Origin of the sequence: Neorhizobium sp. DAR64872/K0K18 (assembly GCF_050500175.1) — a bacterium.
Lineage (GTDB): Bacteria > Pseudomonadota > Alphaproteobacteria > Rhizobiales > Rhizobiaceae > Neorhizobium > Neorhizobium soli.
Genome location: NZ_CP191445.1, coordinates 17,737 through 41,343, shown reverse-complemented (window position 1 = coordinate 41,343; position 23,607 = coordinate 17,737). Strand labels below are relative to the sequence as shown.

Annotated in this window: 19 protein-coding genes; 10 read left to right on the top strand and 9 right to left on the bottom strand. The window is 60.2% G+C overall.

Annotation, left to right across the window (positions count from 1 at the left end):
- Nucleotides 1-388: 388 nt before the first annotated feature.
- Entirely contained in the window at nucleotides 389-1,642 is a 1,254-nt protein-coding gene (locus ACQY1P_RS00175; protein ID WP_430253866.1) for a type II toxin-antitoxin system HipA family toxin, read from the bottom strand.
- Nucleotides 1,635-1,949: a helix-turn-helix domain-containing protein gene (locus ACQY1P_RS00170; protein ID WP_062460167.1), complete on the bottom strand. Its 315-nt coding sequence runs from the start codon at nucleotides 1,947-1,949 to the stop codon at nucleotides 1,635-1,637. Before ACQY1P_RS00170 ends, ACQY1P_RS00175 begins: the two co-directional genes overlap by 8 nt.
- 486 nt (nucleotides 1,950-2,435) lie before the next feature.
- Here ACQY1P_RS00170 and ACQY1P_RS00165 point away from each other — a divergent pair, with 486 nt between their 5' ends.
- From ACQY1P_RS00165 to ACQY1P_RS00140, 6 genes are all read left to right on the top strand, one after another.
- A complete protein-coding gene (locus tag ACQY1P_RS00165; protein WP_062460169.1) occupies nucleotides 2,436-3,461 on the top strand; it encodes a LacI family DNA-binding transcriptional regulator in 1,026 nt (341 codons plus the stop codon).
- Nucleotides 3,462-3,490: 29 nt separating this feature from the next.
- The gene (locus ACQY1P_RS00160) at nucleotides 3,491-4,795 is read left to right on the top strand and encodes an ABC transporter substrate-binding protein (RefSeq protein ID WP_430253341.1); all 1,305 of its coding nucleotides are present in this window, start codon (nucleotides 3,491-3,493) and stop codon (nucleotides 4,793-4,795) included.
- Between the two features lie 106 nt (nucleotides 4,796-4,901).
- The gene (locus tag ACQY1P_RS00155) at nucleotides 4,902-5,747 is read left to right on the top strand and encodes a carbohydrate ABC transporter permease (protein ID WP_062460173.1); all 846 of its coding nucleotides are present in this window, start codon (nucleotides 4,902-4,904) and stop codon (nucleotides 5,745-5,747) included.
- On the top strand, nucleotides 5,744-6,577 hold the full coding sequence (locus ACQY1P_RS00150; protein WP_062460175.1) for a carbohydrate ABC transporter permease: 834 nt from the start codon (nucleotides 5,744-5,746) through the stop codon (nucleotides 6,575-6,577). The genes ACQY1P_RS00155 and ACQY1P_RS00150 overlap by 4 nt, the downstream gene beginning before the upstream one ends.
- Before the next feature lie 12 nt (nucleotides 6,578-6,589).
- Complete coding sequence (locus tag ACQY1P_RS00145; RefSeq protein WP_062460177.1) at nucleotides 6,590-8,680, top strand: ADP-ribosylglycohydrolase family protein; 2,091 nt, start codon at nucleotides 6,590-6,592, stop codon at nucleotides 8,678-8,680.
- Nucleotides 8,681-8,691: 11 nt separating this feature from the next.
- Complete coding sequence (locus ACQY1P_RS00140; protein ID WP_430253339.1) at nucleotides 8,692-9,750, top strand: ABC transporter ATP-binding protein; 1,059 nt, start codon at nucleotides 8,692-8,694, stop codon at nucleotides 9,748-9,750.
- Nucleotides 9,751-10,460: 710 nt separating this feature from the next.
- Here ACQY1P_RS00140 and ACQY1P_RS00135 read toward each other — a convergent pair.
- The 7 genes from ACQY1P_RS00135 to ACQY1P_RS00105 all read right to left on the bottom strand — a co-directional run bounded on the left by ACQY1P_RS00135 (nucleotide 10,461) and on the right by ACQY1P_RS00105 (nucleotide 18,947).
- The gene (locus ACQY1P_RS00135; RefSeq protein ID WP_062460182.1) at nucleotides 10,461-11,903 is read right to left on the bottom strand and encodes a M20 family metallopeptidase; all 1,443 of its coding nucleotides are present in this window, start codon (nucleotides 11,901-11,903) and stop codon (nucleotides 10,461-10,463) included.
- 139 nt (nucleotides 11,904-12,042) lie between these two features.
- Nucleotides 12,043-13,587, bottom strand: coding sequence for an ABC transporter substrate-binding protein (locus tag ACQY1P_RS00130; protein WP_325265668.1), 1,545 nt, complete (start codon nucleotides 13,585-13,587; stop codon nucleotides 12,043-12,045).
- A 29-nt stretch (nucleotides 13,588-13,616) separates the two neighbouring features.
- A complete protein-coding gene (locus ACQY1P_RS00125) occupies nucleotides 13,617-14,459 on the bottom strand; it encodes a serine hydrolase (protein WP_062460555.1) in 843 nt (280 codons plus the stop codon).
- A 20-nt stretch (nucleotides 14,460-14,479) separates the two neighbouring features.
- Nucleotides 14,480-16,108 carry an ABC transporter ATP-binding protein gene (locus ACQY1P_RS00120; protein ID WP_325265667.1) on the bottom strand — a complete coding sequence of 543 codons (1,629 nt, stop codon included), beginning with the start codon at nucleotides 16,106-16,108 and terminating at the stop codon, nucleotides 14,480-14,482.
- A complete protein-coding gene (locus tag ACQY1P_RS00115; RefSeq protein WP_184655685.1) occupies nucleotides 16,105-16,923 on the bottom strand; it encodes an ABC transporter permease in 819 nt (272 codons plus the stop codon). The genes ACQY1P_RS00120 and ACQY1P_RS00115 overlap by 4 nt, the downstream gene beginning before the upstream one ends.
- Nucleotides 16,920-17,864, bottom strand: a complete 945-nt coding sequence (locus ACQY1P_RS00110) for an ABC transporter permease (RefSeq protein ID WP_430253336.1) — start codon at nucleotides 17,862-17,864, stop codon at nucleotides 16,920-16,922. The genes ACQY1P_RS00115 and ACQY1P_RS00110 overlap by 4 nt, the downstream gene beginning before the upstream one ends.
- Nucleotides 17,865-18,044: 180 nt before the next feature.
- Nucleotides 18,045-18,947 carry a LysR family transcriptional regulator gene (locus ACQY1P_RS00105; RefSeq protein WP_062460194.1) on the bottom strand — a complete coding sequence of 301 codons (903 nt, stop codon included), beginning with the start codon at nucleotides 18,945-18,947 and terminating at the stop codon, nucleotides 18,045-18,047.
- Between the two features lie 720 nt (nucleotides 18,948-19,667).
- On the opposite strand from ACQY1P_RS00105, the gene ACQY1P_RS00100 reads away from it, so the two are divergent.
- The 4 genes from ACQY1P_RS00100 to ACQY1P_RS00085 all read left to right on the top strand — a co-directional run bounded on the left by ACQY1P_RS00100 (nucleotide 19,668) and on the right by ACQY1P_RS00085 (nucleotide 23,573).
- Complete coding sequence (locus ACQY1P_RS00100) at nucleotides 19,668-20,111, top strand: PTS sugar transporter subunit IIA (RefSeq protein ID WP_062460197.1); 444 nt, start codon at nucleotides 19,668-19,670, stop codon at nucleotides 20,109-20,111.
- Between the two features lie 124 nt (nucleotides 20,112-20,235).
- Complete coding sequence (locus ACQY1P_RS00095) at nucleotides 20,236-21,102, top strand: dihydrodipicolinate synthase family protein (RefSeq protein ID WP_430253334.1); 867 nt, start codon at nucleotides 20,236-20,238, stop codon at nucleotides 21,100-21,102.
- Between the two features lie 112 nt (nucleotides 21,103-21,214).
- The gene (locus tag ACQY1P_RS00090; protein WP_062460200.1) at nucleotides 21,215-21,472 is read left to right on the top strand and encodes a hypothetical protein; all 258 of its coding nucleotides are present in this window, start codon (nucleotides 21,215-21,217) and stop codon (nucleotides 21,470-21,472) included.
- Between the two features lie 190 nt (nucleotides 21,473-21,662).
- Complete coding sequence (locus ACQY1P_RS00085) at nucleotides 21,663-23,573, top strand: potassium transporter Kup (protein ID WP_430253332.1); 1,911 nt, start codon at nucleotides 21,663-21,665, stop codon at nucleotides 23,571-23,573.
- Nucleotides 23,574-23,607 lie beyond the last annotated feature (34 nt).

The following is a 23,607-nucleotide window of genomic DNA, read 5'->3' as shown; positions in this document are numbered from 1 at the left end:
CTTCCCGTGTCGGTTGGGTTCATCCGGCATATTCAGCGTCGGGCGGGCAGCTGTCCCAGGTGCCGATGCATGACACCGAAGGCGCGAGAACGCGAGAACGCAATGAAGTCGCCGGTCAAAAAAGGGCTGTGACGAAACTGGGGCGCCCCCGTTCTGACACAAGAATCCGCTGGGGGGGGGCAGGACGAAGCGCCCTCGAGCGTTTCCGGCGTAAACCAGCCATGGAACTTTGACCCGACTTTGGCTTAGGCGTCTCGGTGCTTCTTCGCCTTGATGGGATTCGAACCTTTGGCACCCAACGTTAAGCGGAAATTATTTCCGCTTAACGTCCATTTGCGGCTCAGTCGCCTTGAACGGACATAAACCGTCGATCCGCGGAACCACAGCGCTAGTTGGTGTGCATGCCGATGATTGGCGTCATCAATTTGATGTGCGCATCGATACGCTCGAGCACCCTTGGCGGAACGACCTCACGCTCTGGCAGTGACCACCATGCTTGGTTCACCCGCTCCACAGTTTCGGTTGCGGCTTGCAGGACGGCGGCCTCCGGCAGGCGCGCACGATTGGCGAATGCTTTCCATCGGTGCACATTCAGCGCTTTGAAGGGGCGCTCGCCTGCAAGCGATAACGCCATTGCGTCTGCCGGAATATAGGGAATGGTCGAGAGTACGTCATAGACCGGCGAAAGCCCAGGTTTGTCGCCCTTATCCCGATAAATCACTGACCAGTTTTTCAAGTGCATGTCACCGTTCCCAGTGATGGCAGCGAGAGCCAGCCGACGCACGAATTCGAGTGCGGCCGCGGACGATACGGCAACGTTCAAGGCTGCCGCGATATCATGATAGGCGGCACCTTCGTATTTCCGCGAAGGATAGACGCCGAACACCTGCGCGAAATCCTCAATATGTATCCGATCGCCACCTGCCTCGCGATCGAAGCGTTTGACGAGCAGCACTTTCCCATCCGACAGCGTCTCGAACTCCTCCGGGATACCTTCGAACTCCGATTGCTCGACCAGTTCGCGTTCCGGAACCTCCATGCCGATGGCTTCAGCTAATGCGAGATTGGCATATTCGTTTTCCGACACCCCGGGAAACGAGGTCGATGGAAACTTGGCGATGTAGGATCCCTGGTCATCACCGAGCGGCAGTGTCAGTCCGCCGCCCTTCCCCGTATTTTTGATGACCGAAAGCTTCATCTGGACGCCGGCAAGCGAGAACCGCGCCTTCGGCTTCGGAACAGGCAGCTTGTCGAGACTCGCAATCGTTCTGTCACTCGGTACGACGCGGACAGCGCCAGGCAGATCCGAACCCAGCGCGACGAGCAAGTCGAAATCGTTTCCTGCACGAATACTTCCCGCGTGGTGTTTTTCCATCGCCTCGCGCAGTTTGTCTTCCGGGAGCAGATTGGCGAAGAACGCTGGCAACGCTCTGGCGACAGGTTTCGGATTCTTGCGCAAGCCTCCGGTGGCTGCGCGAAAAGAAAGGCTGACCACAGGAAAGCCGCCAGTTGCGCGATAGTTATCCTCGAAACTGAAGACGTTGAAATCGCCGGGCGTCCTGACGATCGTGCCGACCTTCAAATGGTTCAGCAGCACGTCGAGCGACGAGATGGATCTCGGATCAGATAAAACTTCAGACATTCTCATCCCCGTCTGGATGAGCCATGAACGCCGGGAGATCATCAAGATCGTCATGCGGCCGCAGCAACGCATCGACGGCCGGAACCATCGCCTGTGGGATGAGCATTAACTCAAGTCCGAGAGCGCGAGCAATATTGATGAGGGTTGTCGTACGCGCAGCAGTGCTTCCGGCTTCTATCTCACGATAGCGGGGACGCGATATACCCGACATGTCGGCAACCTGCTCCTGGGTCAATTGCAGGCCTTTACGCGTAGCCTTCAGCAACTGCCCGATTTCCAGCAAGGCATCTGACTCAGACGGTGCCATCCTACCTACCTAAAAGTTCTCCGTGTAGCAGAGCCAACTATCTGCAAAAATTCTGAGCTCAGTCAACAGGTAAGATATAAATACGGATCATTATGCCTTAATTGATCTGTTTATATATCATTAATTTTGTCTTCTTGAATGCCGCGCCACACCTGGCGAGATGCACTCACCATAGATGCTTTGTTAAAGGCGCGTCCCTATTTCCGCTCGCCCTCGGCACTGATGCCAGAGAGAAACGGAATGAGCATGTCCAAACACGATCTTTCATCACGTCATTTTCAGCGAAAAATTTTGGAATTTTGCGAGGTGCGTATTGCACCGATATCCTCGACGCGGGTGCTGGAGAATATCCGTTACCGCAGGCGTCGCCGCAGCTTTCCTGGAATCCCTCGCCTTCCCGCCGTTTAGGGTAGGATGTTTTTTGTCCTATCCATTGACCGGTTGATACGTAGCAATTATAGTTATTACGTATCAACCGAGGAAATCATGCGGGATCGTAGAGTTACTCAACGGCAGGTCGCTGAACGAGCAGGCGTCGCGCAAGCTACCGTTTCACTTGTCTTGAATGGTGGCCGCGATAAGGTCACCACTGAAACGGCTGAGCGTGTAGAAACGGCTATTGCGGATCTCGGCTACCAGCCAAACCGCTTTGCTCAAGCGCTTCGAACGCGTCGCACCTATATCATTGCCTGCGTTGTCCCGGACCTTGCCAACCCCTTTTACCCGTCCCTCGTTGTCGCAGTGCAACGGGTTGTTCGAGCTGCCGGCTACGAAGTCATCACCATCGACACGGAAGGTGAGTTGACCAACGAAAGACAGGTGGTGGCGGCCGCGCAACAGGGGCGCTTCGATGGCATTGTCGGCGTTTTCTTCAGACTCGGCGCAAAGGATCTCGCCCCGCTTGAAAAGGCGGGTATCCCAGTCGTCCGGATCGAAGCCAGCCGCAAATCCGGCGGACCGCTCCCGATCGACGATCTCTTCATAGACAACGAAGCCGCCGCGCGTGCGCTAACGACACACCTTGGAGACCTGGGCCATCGTGCGATCGCAATGATCGCAGCGCCGGGTGGCCCGCAGCAGGTTCGCCTGAGAGGTTATCTCAACGCAATGGAAGCAATCGGGGCAGAACCAATCGCCTTGGAGGCGTCTCACTTCACGGTCGATGGAGGCCGCAAGGCTGCCGATGACCTGGTGGCCAGCGGCCGCCCTGTCACCGCGATCATCGCTGCCAACGATCTCATGGCAATCGGGGTCATGCAAAGTCTCATCGCAAACGGCCTTTCCATCCCCGCTGACGTATCGGTGGCAGGCTTTGACGACATTCTGGCATCTGCCCTGGTCACGCCTGCGCTCACGACGGTCGCACAATTCCAGGATCGGATGGGAGCGCACGCTGCGGATTGCATGCTTGCGCGTCTTGCCAGCGGGCACATCGATCCCGGACGTACCGAGGAAATGCCATTCGAACTGATCATCCGGGCTTCCGTTGCCGCACCTCGACAGCCCCAATAACACCAGATCAAAACAGGGAGGAAAACTTAATGAGGAAGAGTTCACTTGCCATCGCAGCTATGCTGCTGCTCGGCACCGCACAAGCAGCATTCAGCCAGGGAGGCGTTTCCTGGTGGTATGAACAGGCCACGCCGGAGCAGCAGAAACTTATCCAGCAGAACATTATAGCGCCCTTTAACGCCGCTCACCCGGACAGCGTCCTCGCCGTCGACTATCGCGGCAGCGAACTCGACAAGCAGTTGCGCGTCGCCATGCTCTCCGGCAATGGCCCTGATGTCGTCTACACCGCAGGCCCGAGCTATGTCGCCCCTATGGCCCAGTCCGGCCAACTCATGGCACTTGACGACTATGCCGCCAAGTTCAAATGGCAGGACCGCATTCTCCCGGTCTTCCTGAAGATGGGTGAGTACAACGGCAAGATCTATGCGCTGCCGAAGACGTACGAAACAGTTGGTCTTTTCTTCAACAAGACCCTGTTCGAGAAAAACGGCTGGCAGGCACCCAAGACGCTCGATGAGCTGGAGACGCTGGCCGACGCTATGCTCAAGGCAGGTGTAACGCCCTTTGCGGCCGGCAATGCCGACTGGCGCGGCGCCAACGAATGGTTCGTGACGCTTGCTCTCAACTCGGTCGCCGGCCCGGAGAACATGAATAAGGCGCTGCGCGGCGAGCTGCCCTGGACGTCCGAACCTTTCGTCAAGGCTATCGACCGGCTCGACGGCTGGTGGCAGAAGGGCTATTTTGGCAAGAACTACTTTTCGCTGACAAGCAGCGAGCAGGCGGCCGACATGATGGCTTCCGGTCGCGCCGGCATGATGCCGACCGGCACCTGGCAATTCCAAAATGTCGCGAGCTACGGCAAGAAGGCAGGAACGGAGCCCGGTTTCGTGGGCTTCCCAAGTGCCAGCGGCGATCCCGTCTTCCCCCTCGGCATCGGCTCCACGTTCTCCATCGCCACGCGCGCGAAAAACCCGGATGGCGCTGCAGCGGTCATCAACTACGTCTTCTCGCCCGAAGTCTACGGGACCATGAACTCCGCCTGGCAGGGCGAATGGAACATTCCCTTGAAGGACATCTCCACCGTAAAGATGGCGAGCGAGGTCACCCCGCTCTTCACTGAAACGATGAAGACCCTGACTGCCGCCGTCAGCGATGGTGACTACGGCTACACGACCTGGACCTTTCTGCCGCCGGCGACGGACAGCTACCTGATCAACGGCATCGAGGAGGTGTGGCTGAAGAAGAGCACGACGCAGGACTTCCTCGCCAAGCTGGATGCGTCCTTCCAGAAGGAAAAGAAAGCCGGAAAGGTGCCCGCCGTCCCGGCACGCTGATCCTCGTCATCCCGAACCGCCGCGCGCCGACCACGGTGCGCGCGATCCGGCTCCCCCATCACGCAGTGGGTGCCGGCGGACTGGTCGGTTTCAAAAGGTACACCTCATGCACCGTCTCTATGTCTTGCCGACATTGATCATCAATATCGTCATCATCGCCATACCCGCGCTGATGACGGTCATGCTCGCCTTTTTTGAGTGGGACGGCATCAGCGATCCGATCTTCGTCGGCCTCGACAATTTCCGCACACTCTGGGACGACAGCGTCTTCTGGACCGCGCTGACCAACAATGTGGTGTGGACGATCATCTTTCTCATCGTTCCCATCACGATGGGGCTCCTAGCCGCAACCATGATGCTCGTTGCGCGGCGGAGCGCCAATTTCTTTCAGGTCATATACTTTCTGCCCGTCATTATCGCGACGGCGATCACGGGCCGCGTGTGGCAGGGCATGATCTACTCCCCCGTCACGGGCATTACGGGCCTCCTCCAACGCTACGGCATCGATGTCGCAAACCCCCTGACGGAAACTTCGAGCGCGCTTTACGGCATCGCCGTTGTCGATCTCTGGCATTGGTGGGGGTTTCTCTGCGTCATCTTTTTTGCAGCGCTCCGGCAAGTTCCCTCCGAGCAGATCGAGGCCGCCCGGGTTGAAGGCGCCACGTTCTTCCAGACGATCCGTTACGTGCTTCTGCCCGGCATCATGCCGACGATCACCCTGATGATGATCATGACCGTGATCTGGTCCTTCCTCGTGTTCGACTTCGTCTACATCCTGACGCAGGGAGGTCCCGCCTATTCCTCCGAAGTGCTGTCCACCTTCGCCTACCGGTCAGCGTTTTACGACCTCGCCGTCGGCAAGGCTGCTGCAATTTCCGTCGTCATCAGCCTGTTCGGCCTTGCAGCCACTGTCGTCTATATCCGCGTCCAGGCCAGGGAGTTCGATCAATGAACATGACCGAAAGCCGACTTACGCAGTGGATGGTCCACATCACGCTGGCTGTGTTGCTGATCATCACGCTCTTCCCAATAGCCCTGATGGTGCTCAACGCCGTCAAACCTTCGGCGGAGATCGTCCAGAACCCGCTAGCCTGGCCTACGCACCTGCGATGGGACAATTTCACGCGAGCCTGGAGCGACGCGAATTTCGGTCGCACACTCTTCAATTCGGCCGTTCTCACGGCCATGACCATCGTCCTTGTCTGTGCGACCGGTTCGCTGACGGCATACGTTCTTGCCCGACGCAAGATCAAGACGTGGAAGATCCTGACCTTCTACCTGCTGGCCAGTACGACGGCGCCGATCCAGCTGTTCTTGTTCCCGCTCTATTTCGGCTTTGCCCGCTTCGGCCTGATCAACAATCCCATTGCCGTCGCCTTCATCTACACGGCGGTCTACTCCCCCTTCGCGATCATGCTGTTGCGAACCTATTTCCTCGCGGTGCCGAAGGAGCTGGAGGAAGCCGCGCTGATCGATGGCGCAACCCACTGGCAGGTCTTTACCAGGGTCTTTCTGCCAATCGTCTCGCCCGGCATCCTTACCGTCGCGCTCATCATCGGCCTCTATTCGTGGAACGAGTTTCTGATCGCGACCACCTTCCTGCAGGGACAGGATCAGCTGACGGCTGTCGTCTCGTTCTTTCTTCTCTCCGGCCAGTACGCGTCCGACTGGGGCGTCATCATGGCCGCCGCCCTCATTATCGTCCTTCCCATTGTCGTCCTCTTCGTCCTGCTGCAGCGCCGTTTCATCGACGGCATGGCTGGCGGCTCGGTGAAAGGCTAACAGGAGCATAACATGTCCATTCCCACCGACTACACCAACCGCGTATACGCGGGCGTCCTCGGCAAGCTCATCGGCGTCTATCTCGGCCGTCCCTTCGAGAACTGGCGCTACAAGGACATCCTCGAGAAGCTCGGCCCGATCACCTATTACGTCCACGAGCGGCTCGGCGACCCACTGGTGGTGACCGACGACGATATCGCCGGCACGTTCACCTTCCCCAGAGCGCTCGACGACTATGGCATCTCGCCGGATCTCTCCGCGGAAGATATCGGCAAGGCCTGGTTGAATTACATCATCGAGGAGCGCTCGATCCTCTGGTGGGGCGGCGCTGGAAATTCGACCGAACACACGGCCTGGCTCAATTTGGCGCGCGGCATACCCGCACCGGCCTCAGGCTCGATCGAGACCAACGGCGCCACTGTGGCAGAACAGATCGGTGCGCAGATTTTCATTGACGGCTGGGCACTGGTCTCGCCGGGAAACCCGGCCCAGGCCGCGAAACTGGCTCGTGCCGCCGGCTCGGTCAGCCATGACGGAGAATCTGTCAATGCGGCCGTCCTCTGGGCAGCCATGGAGGCGGAGGCCTTTCTCAGCAAGGATGTCGATCATCTCCTCGATACGGGTCTGTCCTACATTCCAAAGGACAGCCTGATCGCCAAGCTTGTCGCCGACATCCGCGCCTGGACATCGGGCAACGAGGACTGGGAAGCCACGCGACAGAAGATCGAGGATACGTACGGCTACGACAAATACCCGGGCAACTGCCATGTGGTGCCGAACCATGCATTGATGATCATGGCGCTGCTCCACGCGCCGCACGACTTCCAGCGCGGGCAGATGATCGTTAACACATCCGGCTGGGACACAGACTGCAACGCTGGCAACCTTGGTTGCCTTCACGGCATCATGCTTGGACTTGAAGGGCTCGAGGCCGGTCCCGACTGGCGGGGACCCGTTGCCGACCGCCTGTATATCTCCTCGGCAGATGGCGGCCGTTCGATCACTGATGCGGTCGATATCTCGCTCTGGCTTGCCAATCTCGGCCGCAAACTTGCAGGCATCCCGGCCCAACCGGCACCCAAGGACGGCGCGAAGTTTCATTTCTCGCTTCCCGGTTCCGTTCAGGGTTTCCGTCCGCAGCCGAGCCAGATTGCGGTGGACGATCTGAGGGTGAGCGGTAACGATACGGCGCTTGCGATCGACTTCAAGGCGCTCGCTCCGGGCCGCGAGGCAGCAACCACGACGCCGGTCTTCATACCCCACGACGTCCTCAAGATGCGAACCTACGACCTTATGGCGAGCCCGCGCCTTCACGCCGGGCAGATACTTCGCGCCCATGTCCACGCCGATAAGGCGAACAGAGGGACGGTCGAAGCGAAGCTTCGTATCCGGCACTACACGAGCGACGACACTCTGGCAGACATTGACATGCCGATGGGCAAGCTACTGTCGGCGGGAGAAACGGTTACGCTCGAATGGGTCGTGCCGGAAACGGGCTACCAGCCGATCGCCGAGGTTGGCGTGGTGCTTGTCTCGCGCGATGGACGCGCCGACGGGCGTATTCTTCTCTCCGCACTGACCTGGGACGGATGCCCGGATGTCACATTCCGCCGGCCGCAGGGTGCGGGCGATTTCTGGCGGCGGGCTTGGGTTTCCAACGTCCATTTCTTCTCGAAGCACTTTCCGCAGGATATCCGGATCAGCCAGAACCGTGGTTCCGGCATCATCCTGCAGGGAACACGCGACTGGACGGACTATGCCGTCGAGGCGGACCTGATGCTGCACCTGGGCGACTACGGTGGCCTTGTCCTGCGGGCGGAAGGACAACGGCGCTATTACGCGGCACGTGTCACGCGCCAGGGCGAGCTTCAAGTCGTCCGACGTCGCGATGCCGACGAGACCATCCTTGCGTCCGTGCCGCTTGAAACGGCCTTCGAGACAGCGTTCACCATGGTTGCTACAGCCAAGGGCGATCGCCTGAGCGTTACCGTCGGCGAAGTCACGCTCGAGGCGCAGGATGACGCCTTTGCCGGCGGCGCAGCCGGCATGGAGATCTACGAGGGCGCCTTGTCGTCGACCCGTATCCGTATCCGGGCAGCCTAGGAGAACGCATCATGGGGAACGTCACGATCAGCAAGGTCGTCAAGACCTACGGCAGCCTGGAAGTGGTTCACGGGATCGACGCGGAGATCGCCGACGGCGAATTCGTGGTCCTGGTGGGGCCGTCGGGCTGTGGCAAGTCCACGCTCCTGCGCATGATCGCAGGCCTAGAAGACATCTCCGGCGGTACGATCTCGATCGGCAACCGGGTCGTCAACGACCTGCCGCCAAAGAGCCGCGACATCTCGATGGTCTTTCAGAACTACGCCCTCTATCCCCATATGACGGTGGAAGAGAACATGGCCTTCTCCATGACCCTTGCCGGTGCCAGCAAGGAAGAGAAGTCGAGGCGGGTACGGGAGGCGGCCGAAATCCTCGGCCTCGTACCTCTTTTGGAACGCAAGCCGAAGGCCCTCTCGGGTGGCCAGCGGCAACGCGTCGCCATGGGCCGCTCGATCGTGCGCGATCCACAGGTCTTCCTGTTTGACGAGCCCTTGTCCAACCTGGATGCCAAGCTACGGGTGCAGATGAGGGGCGAGATCAAGTCGCTTCATCGTCGGCTTCGCACGACAATGGTCTACGTCACCCACGATCAGATCGAGGCCATGACCATGGCCGACAGGATCGTGGTGATGCAGAGCGGGCGGATCGAACAGGTCGGCACCCCGCTTGAACTTTACGATCGGCCCGCCAATGCTTTCGTCGCGCAGTTTATCGGTTCGCCGGCCATGAACCTGTTCCCGGCTGTCGTCGCCGATGGCGGCCTCGTCCTTGCAGGCCGCCGCCCTACGGGCATCCGAGCCCCGGCAGACGCCCGGCCCGGTCAGAAGATCCTCGTCGGCAAGCGCCCGGAGGAAATCGATATCGGCGCCGAGACCGGTCTGGAAGCCACGGTGACAAACATCGAGCCGACCGGATCTGAGACATTCCTGGAGATGCTGATGGACGGAGATTCAATCTCCGTCGTTCTTCGCAACCGGCCTCAATTCGACGTCGGCAGCCGTCAGAAGCTGTCCCTCTCACGGGGCGCAATCCATCTCTTTGATGAGGAATCAGGAAGGCGTATTGGTTAGGACGAGTTGATGGTCAACAGCTCTCGCCTTACAATGACCGTGTGCGGCTTTAAGATGCATCGACTATCTACCAACGCTCCCCACGTCTTGATGGGGATCGAACCAGTGACCCCTGCCCCTTGTATTCTTAGGCTGCCGTAGTTGGATGATCTTAGGATGGCTGGCTGGCTGCTCTCCCCTACTGACCTAATAGGAAGACCTGCCCAGCAGTCTCAACAGTCGGCCCAAACCGTCCATCAAGCTGCTGCACAAAATGGCTCGCGGATAATCCGGAGCCCATAAGGTATGAAGGTCGAAACCTCCAGAGGGGAACAGCAGACAAGCGAAACTGGGAGGAAGCCGCTATGCATCTGCTGGTGGCGTTAAGCTTGTTTATTGATCAGGCCAAAACCGTCTGTGCAGTCCAGCTATGGTTCAAACGCCCGCCCTTGAAGCGGCTATCATAAAGGCTGTGTTCGCGCCCTTGGGACGATCTCCGGGGAGCCAATGCACCACGAAGGTGGATCTGTCAAAATACCGACCACCCGAAGCCCAGTTGTGCGGCCGTTGGCGTCCTTTTTTCCAACCCAACGCCGGAGTGATGAAACAGGTTGCAGGCACAGAAGAGCATGAAAAACCGCCTGGTCGCAGAAGCCGGTGTGCCTCCTGCATCGCGCCAGGCCTCTACATTGGCTGTTACTTGCCTAGTTAAGCTGCTGCTGCGGTCTGACCTACGACTGCATCCCTGGCACGATGTCCGCCGGGATCGGGCAAACATAGGCCTTGCCATCGGTCTTCTCCGCCCACTCGGCCTTCGCAGCCGCCAAGAGTTCCGGCGAGGTCATCAGCGACAGGCCGGTGGTTGCGATCGCCTTTGCCGCATGCGCCATCGCCTTGTGGGCCGCCGGGCTCTTGCCTTGCGCCACCACCTGCCAGGTGTGCGGGTTGGTGCCGATCGCCCATGTCGGCGTCCAGCATTGCGCCGTCGGAGTGACCCAGCTGACATCGCCGACATCGGTCGAGCCGGCGCGGAAATGCGACTGGCCCTCGAAGTCGCGCAGACCCAGATGCAGCGGCGTCGAACCGTCTACCTTGGCGTTGGAGAAGACGTCGCCCTTGATCTCGTAGAGCCGGATGCTGCTCTTGATCGCCTCGTCGGTGAACGTGTCCTGGACCGCCTTGGCGAAGGCGAGATCGGCCTCGTCGAAGGCAACCGGGCCAAGCGCCACCATGTTCTCGTGCATGGCGGTTTCGAGTGTGATGTTCGGCAACAGGTTGGTGGAGGCCGTGTCGAAGACGATCTCGACCTCGGTCTCGGTCATCATGGCAGCGCCGCGCGCCACCTTGTCGACGCGCTTGGCAAGATCGAGCGCCTGCGGCATTTCCGGAGCGCGGATCAGGTAGACGACCTCGGCCTGCGCCTGCACGACGTTCGCCGCCCGGCCGCCGGTATCGGTGATCGCATAGTGGACGCGGCAATCCTGCGGCATGTGTTCGCGCAGGAAGTTGACGCCGACATTCATCAGTTCCACGGCGTCCAGCGCCGAACGGCCGAGATGGGCGGCGTTCGAGGCATGCGCGGCAAGGCCCTTGAAGCGGTAGTAATATTCGAGAACGGCGAGATTGTTGGTCGAGCGCACGCCGTTGAACGGCGCCGGATGCCAGGTCAGCGCTGTATCGACGTCGTCGAACAGGCCGGCGCGGACCATGAAGGTCTTGCCGGAACCGCCCTCCTCGCCCGGGCACCCATAGTAGCGCACGGTGCCGGCGAGGTTGTTGTCCTTCAGGTGCTTTGCCAGCGCGATTGCCGCCATCAGCGAACCGACGCCGAGAAGATTGTGGCCACAGCCGTGGCCGGTACCGCCCGATACGAGCGGCTTGTGCTCGGCAATGCCGGCGGCCTGGCTCATGCCGGCCAGCGCATCGAACTCGCCCAGAATAGCAATCACCGGCTTGCCGCTGCCAAACTCGCCGATGAAGGCCGTCTCCATGCCTGCTACGCCGCGCGTTACCGCAAAACCGTTCTCCCCGAGTTTTTCGGCAAGCATCGCGGACGATTGCCTTTCATCGAACTTCAGTTCGGCAAAATCCCAGATGCTGTCGCTCAGCCTGGTGAATTCGGGCTTCATCTGCTCGATTGCGTCGGCAATCGACGTCACGGCGTCGCGGTTCATGGCATGTCCTCGTAGTCGGTCCCAGGCCCGTTCAACGGGCGCAGAAAACCTGCCGGCGGTTGAAGTGCCGGATCATCTCGATGAATAAGGAATGCCGCGCCGGATCTGCCGGTGCGGCACTGTGGTCAGTGTTCGGGTGTCAGTTTTCGACGGAGACTTCCCAGAGGCGGGCGTTCGACTGCCAGACCGGCATGCCCTTGAGCTTCTTGGTGGCGCCCCAGACATCGACCATGTCGTAGAGGAAGATGCCCGGCATCTCCTTCAGCATCAGTTCGTGGAATTCGTCGAAGATCTTCTGACGCTTTTCTTGGTCAAGCTCGACATAGGCGGCCCTCATCAGCTCCACAGCCTTCGGGTCGTCCCACATCAGCGAGGCGTTCTTGTCCTTGTTGCCGACGTAGAAGGCGTACATCAGAGCCGGGTCGAGGCGCGGCGCGACCGACTGCGAGATCACCTGATAGTTGCCCGAGCGGCGGCGATCGACCTGGGTCGCATAATCGAGCACCTCGATCTGTACGTTGAGGCCCGCCTGCTGCATCATCGCCTGGGCCATGATGGCGGCCGGGAAGCTCGGCACGTTGCCGCGCTTGTTGGCGATGATCGAGATCGGCTCGCCCTTGTAGCCGGCGGCTGCCAGTTCCTTCTTGGCAGCCTCGACGTCGTAAGGCAGGCGCTTCTTCTGCGTGTGATTGAAATAGACGCTGTCCTGCGACACCATCGAGCCGTTCGCCTCACCGGTGCCGTTCGACGCGGCAGCAACCAGCTCATCGAGATCGAGCGCCATGGCCATCGCGCGGCGCACGCCCGGATTGCTTAAGACCTTGTCGCGGGTCTGGATGTAGAAGAGGTTCTTGCCGTTGTTGCGCGACACGATCAGCTGCGTCTTCTCGCTCGACTTGAATTCCGGGATCAGGTCGGGCGAAATCTCGGCCGTGTCGAGCACGCCGGATTCAAGCCCCGCCTTGACGGTCGAGGCATCGGGAATGATCATGAACTTGACGCCATCGGCGAGCGGCCGCTTGGAGCCGACCATCCCGTCCGGCTTGCCGTCGTTTTCGGGCGAAACGTAATCGGCGAACTTCTTCAGGTGGATGTATTCACCCTTCTTCCACTCGTCCCACTGGAACGGGCCGGTGCCGATCGGCGTGACGAAGCTGCCATCGGCAGCCACGGAGTCCGGCGAGATCATGCCGGTATAGCCGCATTCCGGGCGCGACATCAGGCCGAGGAAGACCGCCGATGGCTTTTCGAGCGTAATGGTCACGGTCGAGGCATCGGTCGCCTTGACGCCGGTGACGTGGGCGGCCCCGCCTTGAGCGAAATCGGAGAGGCAGCTCCACTTGGTGTCGGGCTTCAGATAGCGCGTCCAGTTCCACACGACGTCTTCGGCGGTCAGCGGCTTGCCGTTGTGAAACTTCACGTCGGTGCGCAGCTTGAACGTATAGGTCAGGCCATCGGCCGACATGTCGAAGCTCTTGGCCAGAAGCGGCTTCACTTCGCCACTGTTGTTGTAGCCGACGAGGCCCTCGACGATGTGCAGGATGATACCGTCGGTATTGCCGTCGCGGTTGACGCCCGGATTGGCGCTGCGCAGGTCCGAACTCTGGGCGATGGTGATGTCGCGCGCGCCGGCGCCGTGCGTAAAGGCAAGCACTGCAACGCCCGCAAGAAGAAGCTTTTTCATTGTTCTACCCTCGTTTCTCTTGTTGATTTTTAAGATTGAAATCCGTTCCAGGCCGCCTCGGCGAGCCTGCCGATCGTCTCGAGCGACACCGTGTAGCCGGGTGTACCGTCCGCCATCACCTGCGGCACATCGTCGGTGTAGGCGGTGATGATGAAGAACGGCGCGCGGTCCTTGTAGACGATGCCCGCATCCATGCGGCCACGCTTGCCGCGACCGCTCTTGCTCGCCACCAGCGTCTCGAACGGAAGGCGCGAGCGGATGCCGTAGCGCAGCACCTGATGCTTCAGCGTGTCCATGGCAAAGCCACAGAGATCGGCGCTGCAGCCGAGCTTTTCCTGCGCTTGCGTGGAGGATTGCGCGTCCAGGATGGTCTGCAGCAGCAGCACCTGGTCGGCGGCAGACGTCGTCGTCACCGTCGTCAGCGCGTGATCGGCGGGCAGCGCCAGCGGCGGAATGAGAAAGCGGTGATGGGTGTTCACCATGCCGAGAGCTTTGCAATAGCCATCGACCTCCTCGAGCGTCAGCCGCTCCAGCACCATTTTCGTGCAGACATTGTCGCTCAGCACCATCATGCCGGTGATCGCGTCGCGCAGCGAGATGACGATGCCCGGCGTCATGAAGCGGAACATGCCGCTGGCGACTTCCTCGGCCAGCCGCTTCTCGTAGGTGATCGGCTCGTCGAGGTTGATGCCGCCCGCGTGCGCGGCCTCCAGCGCCGCCATCATGATCGAGGTCTTGCGAGTGCTGCCGGACGGCGTCTCATCGTCGGCGCCGCGGGTAATCTCCTCGCCGGTCAGCAGATTGCGCACCATGAAGCGGGTGACGAAGGGTTGCGCATCGCAGATTGCGTTCAGCGTGTCGGAGGTTGTCATGATCGGGGTCCTGTTCAGCATCAGTTGTCGAAGCGCCACTTGAGGGAGACGCCGCCGGTCGCGTTGTGGTCGAGCGCCGGAATGGCGGAGAGGAGCCGGCGCGTGTAGCTTTCCTTCGGCCTGTCGAAGATCGCGTCGCGGTCGCCCTCCTCGATGATCCGGCCGTCCTGCATGACGACGACGCGGTCGGCGACCTGTTCGACGACGCCAAGGTCGTGGCTGATGAACAGGCAGGAAAAGCCGTAGCGCTTCTGCAAGTCGGAGAAGAGGTCGAGCACCTGCGCCCGCACCGTCACGTCGAGGGCCGAGACCGGCTCGTCGGCGATCAGGAAGCGCGGGCGGCGGGCCATCGCGCGGGCGATGGCAACGCGCTGGCGCTGGCCACCGGAAAGTTCGTGCGGGTAGCGGCTGGCATAGCTGGCATCAAGGCCGACCTCCTCCAGCGTTTCCAGCGTCCGCTTGCGTTTGGCTGCCGCATCGAGGTTCGGCACCAGGCGCAGGGCTTCCTCGACGAGAGCGAGGATCGTCATGCGCGGATCGAGCGAGGAATACGGATCCTGGAACACCATCTGGCAGTTCATCCGGTAGTCCTGCCAGTCCTCGTCGCGCGCCCTTCCCTGGAAGCGGATCTCGCCTTCGTTTTCCCGGACGAGACCGGCAATGGTGCGGCCAAGCGTCGTCTTGCCCGATCCGGATCCGCCGACCAGCGCGACGACCTCGCCCTCGTGAATATCGATACTGACGCCGTGCAAGGCACGCTTCGCCTTGGCCTTGCGGAACAGCGACTTGCGGCCCGGGTAGTCGACGACGATATTCTTCGCCGACACCATCGGCGCCTTCGACATGTCGACCATGCGCGGTTCGCCCCGGAACGGCAGCGAGGACAAGAGCTTCTTCGTATAGTGGTGCTGCGGTGCTTCCAGCAGGTCTTCGGTGCGGCCGTGCTCGACGATCGAACCCTTTTCCATCACGACGATGCGGCTCGTATACCGGGCCACCATCGGCAGGTCGTGGCTGATCAGCAGGACGGCGGTGCCTTCGGCGCGGGTGAGCTCCACCATCAGTTCCATGACGTCGCGCTGGATGACGGCGTCGAGCGCCGTGGTCGGCTCGTCTGCAATCAGCAGCGCCGGCTTCAGCAGCATGACGGAAGCGAGCATGATGCGCTGGCGCATGCCGCCGGAGAATTCGTGCGGATAGGCGCCGAGCGCGCCCTCCGGATCGCGAATGCCGACGCGGCGGAGCATTTCGAGGATGCGGGCGCGCCGTTCGTCCGGCGAGAACTTTGTGTGGAGGATGAGCCCCTCCTCCAGCTGCCGGCCGATGGTCATCGACGGGTTGAGCGAGGTCATCGGCTCCTGGAAGACAACGCCCACTTCGGCACCGCGCAGGCGGCGAAGCTGACCGGCGTTGAGGCCGAGCACGTCGCGACCCTTGTACGAAATGGATCCGCCGGTGACCTGGATGGCCTGCGGCAGCAGCGAGATCAGCGCGCGGGTGGCGAGCGTCTTGCCGGAGCCGCTTTCGCCGACGATGCCGAAGATTTCGCCGGAAGCGATATCGAAGGAGATATCGTTGACGACCTCGTGGCCGGTGCGCGCGACCTCCAGCGATAGGCCGCGAACGCTCAATAGCGTTTCCGTCGTCATTTCAGACCTCTCATGCGCGGGTCGAGCCGGTCGCGAAGGGCATCGCCCAGTAGATTGATGCCGAGCAGGGTCAACGCGATGCAGAGACCGGGGAAGAGGCCGAGCCAGACGGCCTGCTGGATGAAGGGTCGGCCGGCGGCCAGCATGTTGCCCCAGGTGGGCGCTGGCGGCGGCACACCGAGACCGAGGAAGGAGAGCGCGCTTTCCGATAGAATGGCCCATCCGAACATCGAGGTGGCGAGCACCGTGATCGGCGCTAGACAATTGGGCAGGACGTGGCGGAACATGGTGAACAGCTCGCCATTGCCCATTACCCGTGAAGCCTCGATGAACTCCCGTTCCCGCAGTGACAGAACCGCGCCGCGCACCACACGCGCCATCGACGGCGTATAGGCGATGCCGAGCGCAAAGATGATGCCGTACTGGTTGGCACCGAAGACGGCAAGCAGGCCGAGCGCCAGGAGGATGCCGGGAAAAGCCAGCAGCGCATTGTTGATCGCCATGATGACGCCATCCACCCAGCCGCGGGCATAGCCGCTGACAAGCCCGATCAGCGTGCCGCAGATAGTAGCAAAGCTAACGGTCAAGAAGCCGATCCAGACGCTCGCCTTGGCGCCAACCATCAGGCGGCTCAGTTCATCACGGCCGAACTCGTCGGTGCCCAGTAGATGCGCGGCACTGGGGGCGGCCAGGCGCGCGGTGAACGAGAGCTTCATCGGATCGAAGGGCGTCCAGACCATACCGAGGGCAGCGGTGGCGAGTAAGACGGCGATTAGGATCCCGCCGATGATGCCGTTGAGGGTGAACGTCTTCATTCGGCAACAACCCGCGGATCAAAGAGGGGATAGAGTAGGTCAACGGTGAGATTGACCAGCACGTAGCACAGGGCGACGAACAGCAGGCAGCCCTGGATGACCGGGTAGTCGCGGGCAAAGATGGCGTCGACCATCAGGCGTCCGAGGCCTGGGATAGTGAATACCGTCTCGATGACCGCGATGCCGCCGAGCAAATTGCCGAGGATGAGGCCGATCATCGTCCAAGTCGGGCCAAAGGCATTCTTGAAGGCGTGGCGCCAGAGCACAGCACTCTCTGACAGGCCCTTGGCGCGGGCATGGGTGATGTAGTCGAGGCGCAGCACTTCCAATGTCGAGGCGCGCGCCATGCGGATCAGCACGCCGGCCTCGTGGATGACCAGCGTCATGACCGGCAGCACCAAGTAGAGCAGCCCGCCGACGACGTTGGTTCCAATCGACACATAGCCGAGCACGGGCAGCCAGCCGAGTTTCAGACCGAAGAATAGGAGCAGCAGCAGGCCGAGCCAGAAGGTCGGGATCGACAAGAGAACCGTTGCTGTCCCGACTAGCGCCAAATCGATGACACTGTTCTGCCGCCATGCGGCAATAACCCCTGCCGGGACGGCGATCAGGCTGGCGAGCAGCACCGCCACCAGAACGATCTCGGCGCTGACAGCGAAGCGCGACACCACCAGCGGTAGCACCGGCTCGTCGTTGACGATCGATTTGCCGAAATCGCCCTGCAGTACATTGCCAGCCCAGATGACAAATTGCTGCGGCATCGATTTGTCGAGCCCGAGTTCGGTGCGCATTTGGGCGATCTGCTCGGGCTGGGCCATGTCGCCCAACATCAGGGCGGCCGGGTCACCGGGAATAAAGCGAATGAGGGCAAAGACGGTGATCGAAACGAGCACGATAGTTGGAAGCGCCATCATGAGACGGCTCAGGATAAATCTCAGCATAGTATCCCCGCGATTGATGGCCGGCTTTCCCTCCGGTCACCATCGGTTTCATTGCGGCAGACTATGAGGACACTGAGAGAATTGCGCAATAGTATGACAAATTTCATACGCTTATGCGGCGTACACAGAATCTGTCCGCGAATAGCAGCGACTGCTTATGATCAATCACCTGAATTTATATTAGCTCATTTGCGAACGCAGGATCTGTCGCTCCAGCGCGGCGCTGAGGGCTTGAGCAGCGATCGACAAAGGAACTCCTGCTGCCCGGGCTAGGCCGAAGTCCTGTGAGGCTCGTGGCACAAACGGTCTCTGGACCACCGGAAGATGACGGTAAAGGTTGGCGTAAAAGCTGCTGATGATCGTGACGCCTAGCCCGTGCGCTACATAGGAGCAGGCGGAGCTGTTGGTATGCGTCTCGATCTTCACCATCTGCTTGACACCGGCCCGCTTGAAGGTCTGGTCGAGCGACATGCGATTAGGCCGTTGCCGCCCTATCAGGATCAGAGGCACGTTACGAAGGTCCTTCGGGGAGACCTCTTCCAGCTGCGCGAGCGGGTGATCCTCAGGTACGACGCAGACGCTGGTGCCGCTCGCGACTTTTTTAACAGCGATGCTGGGTGCCGTTTCGCCCTCCATGCGCAGAAAGCCGATGTCTATCACCCGCTCACCGACCAGTTTGTTGATCGCCGTCGTTGTTTCGAAAAAGGTCTCGATGCGAACGCTGGGGAAATCGCGGACGTAGTCCATTAACATAGCCGGGGCAAAGTTCTCCCACATGCTACTTGGTAGACCGATTCTAACGATCTCCGGGCCGGACTTGCCGGCCCGCAGGTCTTCAGCATGGGTAGTCATGCGCTCAACGGCCAACAGCACATTTTCTGCATCGCGCCCCAGCGCTAGCGCCTCTGGTGTGGCGACGAGCCGTCCCTTATCACGGGCAAAAAGCGTGATAGAAAGATCCTGTTCTAGCTGCTGCAGCATGCGGCTTACGCCTGACTGGCTAAGCCCCATCACCTTTGCCGATGCAATCGTCGAGCCGGTTGCCAAAAGCGTCCGCAGCACTTCCATCTGCTTGATGTTCATGCCGCGGACATCCTTATTTATAAGTTCCTCGTATCGGCTGGCTGTGCCGCAAATGAGGAAATTGGCCACCGATCGTGAACATGTGGTGGCACTGACGCAGCATTAGGTCAACTGGCAGCCCTAGCTCAAGCTTTGTGAACGCTGGGTAACACCGGAACCCGCCTGCCGTTCTCAGATGGCGAAACTAGAGTTAGATCCGGACTCAGAGGAAGTTCCTGCGTATGACGCGGCGGCTAATGACGCGCCGAAGTGCGACTAGCTGTGCTAAGTATCTCACTCATGTCGCGTATGGATCCGTAAGATCGGGTTGTGCAGTCCGCCTAGAAAATCACTATGAAGCCTATATACTCTTGTGCTTCTCCCCGTCTCGAATTCCTATGCCGATTGGTCGCATAAAGACGAAGACCCTCCGCAACCGGCGCCTGGGCATCGACCAGCGAAAGGTGCGAGATGATTTTCGACGATTCGAGTGGCGCTGCGACCATCGTGGCTTGTGCCGCCCGCATTCAGTGGTGTCGGGAGCGGCTTCAGTGCGTTTCGTAATATTCGCCCGCTTTTTCCGCCAATCCGTCTTTCCCCGCCGCGACGTAACGAGGGCATGCCGTGGCTCCGACGTCATCTTCGGAACAGTTTGCGTTCTCGGTGCGGTCACGGTTGTGGCGATGATCATCTCCAACATCGCAACGAGCTGAGCTCTAAGAATTTGACGGAGTACAGGAAATGTTAGTCCAAGATTTTCTCCTGGCGGAGAACGTCTCCGTTGGGTTGAGTTCGTCGTCGAAGCAACAGCTGTTGCGGCAGATATCTGAGAAGGCTGGCAAAACGACTTCGGTTTCGTCGCATCTCATCGCCAAAGCGCTATCCGACCGCGAGGGCCTGGGCTCTACGGGCATCGGGGGCGGTGTGGCGCTTCCCCATGCGGCAGTCGATGGACTGGAATCGGTATTTTGCCTCGTGGTTCTTCTGGCGCATCCGATCGACTTCGAAGCCGTGGACGACGAGCCCGTCGACATCGTCATTCTGCTCCTGACACCAGCTTCGTCGCGGACGGAAGCTCTCAATGTCCTATCATGCGTCGCCAGGCGCTTTAGAGAGGGCGACGCTGTTCGAGGGCTACGGGCGGCGAGGACCGGTGACGAGGTTTTTGCAATCCTGACGGGGTGACGCCCTGCTGGAACACGGAAAATCGACGCGTTCGCCGGCTCCATCCATCTGAAAGACCAACCCCATCCATCTGAAAGAGAAGCGATCGGTTCGACGTCTGATCTGGTCTCAACGGAAAATCACCATGACTTGTTTTCAGGGCCCTGGCCCTTTCGCCATCACCGCGATGCTGACGCCGTTCTCTGGGACCGGGATCGATATCGCAGTCTTCGAGACCGAAGTCGGCCGCCAAGTCGGAGCAGGCATCGATGCTATCGTCGTTCACGACGTCATCGGGGAGGGCTGCGCACTCGATCACAGGGAGCAGGACCTGCTTCTGACAACGGCCGTCCGCCGTGCGGACAGCAAATTGACTGTCATCGCCGCGACAGGATCGAACTGTACGGCAAAGACGATCGAACACTCCCTGAGGGCGCAGGAGCTCGGTGCAAAGGCCTTGTTGCTGACGGTGCCCTATTACACGAAGCCAACCCTAAAAGGCGTGATCGATCATTTCCGACAGATCGAAGCTGTTGTCCGGCTTCCGATCCTGATCGACGACGATCCGTCAAGGACGGCGCGAGATTTCGGGGAAGAGCTGCTGGTCGGTCTTGCCGACCTCGCCGGGATTGTCGGTGTTTGCCACGGCCCCGGACGTCTCGCCCACTTCGCCAATCTCAAGACCTCGCTGCGCACCCGGTTCAACCATTTATCCCGGGACGACCACTCCATGTCTTCCTTCCTGGCGCTGGGTGGATCGGGCGTCATATCGGCGCTGACCAACATCCGCCCAGCGCCGATGACGTCATCGAACCGGACCGTCGATGCGAGGTCTATCCCCCAGCTGGATGCGTGCGACGTCGCGGCACTAAAACTTGCCGTCTCGCTGGATCGCCCCTTTCCCACCAACGTTCGGCTGCCGCTGGTGCCGCTCGAGCGGGACGAAGAAATCGCCCTGCGCGCTGCATGCGCGGAGACTTTCGGAGCGACCGTGAACCACGCCGCAGCCTGAACACTATGCGGTCTATATTTCTTTGCCACGAAGCCACATCGATTTCCACATGCCCTCGGGCTTAGTTTCTTTTGGCGCTGTTGAACGCGCCTTAAGCAGAAGGAAAAACGAAATGACGATCGAAGAACAGTCCGCCGACATGAGCGTTTCCCACCCGGGCGACATGGCTTTCGCCGGACCGAGATTTCTGATTGGCAGAGGTCGTCGGGGTGGATGGATCGTCAACGACCGCCTCGGGCTGGTCGGTGGCATTTTCGTCAACGAAGCAGCAGCCCGTCATTTTGCAATCGAAGAGGCTGACAGGCACCCAGAACTCATAGCCGTACTGGACGATGCGGCGATCGAGCTGGAGTTCCGCAAGGCGGGATAACCAGCCTCGTCTTATTCCCTTTCGAACTGTGGAAGTGCAGTGCTGCCTTTGGTAGAAGCGCGCCGCGGACTATAAGACCGCGCGTGCTATCTGAAATTGCGGCGATCGCTCCTGAAGCGTTTGCCCTATGATCGGATTGCTCCATATAGCCCGAAGGGCCAGACGGCCGTAACCGCCTGAAAGGCCCAAGATGACATCCCACGCGCCTGCGTCCGCCGATACGTCCGAGACGCGGAAGTTTCTTGTGCTCTTGCTGGGATCGATCGGTGTCGTCTACGGGGATATTGGCACCAGCCCGCTCTATGCTTTCCGCGAAGCCCTGCGTCCTTTTTCGGGCGACGGCATCCAGCATGTGGAAGTGGTCGGCCTCATCTCGCTGATGATCTGGACGCTGACGATCATCGTGACGTTCAAATATGTCCTGTTTCTCCTGCGCGCAGACAATGATGGCGAAGGCGGAACGCTGTCACTGCTTGCCCTCCTGATGAAAAAGACGGGGAGCTACATGCCCGTTCTTTTCTTCGCGGGTCTGATTGGCTCGGCGCTGTTTATCGGCGATGCGATGATCACGCCGGCACTGTCGGTGATGTCCGCACTCGAGGGCATGAAGCTAGTGACGCCCGCGTTCTCGGATTACGTCATTCCTCTGTCTGTTGCCATCATGGTCGGCCTGTTTGCGGTGCAGTCCAAGGGTACGGAAGCCGTCGCCAAGTTCTTCGGTCCGATCACGGTCGTTTGGTTTCTGGCCATGGCCTGGGGTGGGCTGATCCATATCGGCGACGACCTGACCATTTTGGAAGCCCTTAATCCCGTCAACGCCCTGTGGTTCGTGACGCATGCGGGATGGGCGGGACTGATCGTCCTCGGCGCCGTCTTTCTGACCGTCACGGGGGCGGAGGCTCTCTACGCCGATCTCGGCCACTTCGGCCGCAAACCCATCAGCGTCGCCTGGTTTATTCTGGTGTTTCCGGCGCTGGGGCTGAATTATCTCGGCCAGGGCGCCCTCGTTCTCAGCAATCCGGCGACCATCGACAATCCCTTCTACCTGCTTTACCCGGAATGGGCGCTGCTACCCATGGTCATCCTGGCAACGATGGCGACCATTATCGCCAGCCAGGCGGTCATCACCGGCGCGTTTTCGCTTGCCCGGCAAGCGGTCCATCTGGGCTTCCTCCCGCGCCTTGTGATCAAGTTCACGTCAGAGACAAACACCGGACAGATCTACGTGCCAGCGGTGAACATGCTCCTGCTGATCGGCGTCATCGTGCTGATCATTTCGTTCGGCTCGTCGGAGTCGCTAGCGACCGCCTACGGTATTTCGGTGACGGGTGCGATGGTGGTGACGACGCTGATGTCGTTCCAGTTCCTGCGGTCGGTATGGGGTTTCAAGGCGGTCACTGCCGGCCTGGTGCTCGCACCGCTCCTGGTGATCGAGACCGTCTTCTTGATGGCCAACATGGTGAAAGTGCATGATGGCGGTTGGGTCCCGCTTGCTCTTGCAGCCGCGATCATCCTGGTCATGTGGACCTGGACCAAGGGTTCGCGGTGTCTGAGAACCAAGATCGCCAAGAACGACATTCCGCTTGAGACCTTCATCAAGTCAATCGAAAGCTCGATCGGACGAGAAAGTGCCAGCGCTCCCGTGACAGTTCCAGGGACCGCAGTGTTTCTGACGAGCGTCCCGAATATGACGCCCGGCGTTCTCCTCCACAACCTCAAGCACAATCACGTCCTTCACGAGCAGAACGTGATCCTGACCATCACGACGCAGGACAAGCCCTATGTGCCGGAAGAGGAGCGCGTAAACCTGACGCGGCTCTCCAAGCATTTCGTGCGGCTTGAGATGAAGTTCGGGTTCATGGACGAGCCGAACGTCACAAAGGCTCTCTCGCTGTCGAGGAAGGCAGGCTTCAAGTTCGAGATCATGCAGACCTCATTCTACCTTGGGCGCCGAAACCTGGTTTCAACCCCGAACACGGGCCTGCCGCGTTGGCAGGAGAGCCTGTATATCGCGCTTGCCGACTTTGGGATTGACCCGTCGGCTTACTTCAAGTTGCCTCCGAACCGTGTCGTTGAGCTTGGAGAGCAGGTTGCGATCTGACGTTTAGATCGCAGCTATGCGAACGACCACACTT

Excerpts from the sequence above, each read along its gene's own strand:
- ACQY1P_RS00165 (WP_062460169.1), top strand. The coding sequence starts at position 2,436 with ATGCGGGATCGTAGAGTTACTCAACGGCAGGTCGCTGAACGAGCAGGC.
- ACQY1P_RS00155 (WP_062460173.1), top strand. The coding sequence starts at position 4,902 with ATGCACCGTCTCTATGTCTTGCCGACATTGATCATCAATATCGTCATC.
- ACQY1P_RS00150 (WP_062460175.1), top strand. The coding sequence starts at position 5,744 with ATGAACATGACCGAAAGCCGACTTACGCAGTGGATGGTCCACATCACG.
- ACQY1P_RS00125 (WP_062460555.1), bottom strand. The coding sequence starts at position 14,459 with ATGACAACCTCCGACACGCTGAACGCAATCTGCGATGCGCAACCCTTC.
- ACQY1P_RS00175 (WP_430253866.1), bottom strand. The coding sequence starts at position 1,642 with ATGTCTGAAGTTTTATCTGATCCGAGATCCATCTCGTCGCTCGACGTG.
- ACQY1P_RS00145 (WP_062460177.1), top strand. The coding sequence starts at position 6,590 with ATGTCCATTCCCACCGACTACACCAACCGCGTATACGCGGGCGTCCTC.
- ACQY1P_RS00160 (WP_430253341.1), top strand. The coding sequence starts at position 3,491 with ATGAGGAAGAGTTCACTTGCCATCGCAGCTATGCTGCTGCTCGGCACC.
- ACQY1P_RS00120 (WP_325265667.1), bottom strand. The coding sequence starts at position 16,108 with ATGACGACGGAAACGCTATTGAGCGTTCGCGGCCTATCGCTGGAGGTC.
- ACQY1P_RS00135 (WP_062460182.1), bottom strand. The coding sequence starts at position 11,903 with ATGAACCGCGACGCCGTGACGTCGATTGCCGACGCAATCGAGCAGATG.
- ACQY1P_RS00085 (WP_430253332.1), top strand. The coding sequence starts at position 21,663 with ATGACATCCCACGCGCCTGCGTCCGCCGATACGTCCGAGACGCGGAAG.
- ACQY1P_RS00100 (WP_062460197.1), top strand. The coding sequence starts at position 19,668 with ATGTTAGTCCAAGATTTTCTCCTGGCGGAGAACGTCTCCGTTGGGTTG.
- ACQY1P_RS00170 (WP_062460167.1), bottom strand. The coding sequence starts at position 1,949 with ATGGCACCGTCTGAGTCAGATGCCTTGCTGGAAATCGGGCAGTTGCTG.
- ACQY1P_RS00095 (WP_430253334.1), top strand. The coding sequence starts at position 20,236 with ATGACTTGTTTTCAGGGCCCTGGCCCTTTCGCCATCACCGCGATGCTG.
- ACQY1P_RS00110 (WP_430253336.1), bottom strand. The coding sequence starts at position 17,864 with ATGCTGAGATTTATCCTGAGCCGTCTCATGATGGCGCTTCCAACTATC.
- ACQY1P_RS00090 (WP_062460200.1), top strand. The coding sequence starts at position 21,215 with ATGACGATCGAAGAACAGTCCGCCGACATGAGCGTTTCCCACCCGGGC.
- ACQY1P_RS00105 (WP_062460194.1), bottom strand. The coding sequence starts at position 18,947 with ATGAACATCAAGCAGATGGAAGTGCTGCGGACGCTTTTGGCAACCGGC.
- ACQY1P_RS00130 (WP_325265668.1), bottom strand. The coding sequence starts at position 13,587 with ATGAAAAAGCTTCTTCTTGCGGGCGTTGCAGTGCTTGCCTTTACGCAC.
- ACQY1P_RS00115 (WP_184655685.1), bottom strand. The coding sequence starts at position 16,923 with ATGAAGACGTTCACCCTCAACGGCATCATCGGCGGGATCCTAATCGCC.
- ACQY1P_RS00140 (WP_430253339.1), top strand. The coding sequence starts at position 8,692 with ATGGGGAACGTCACGATCAGCAAGGTCGTCAAGACCTACGGCAGCCTG.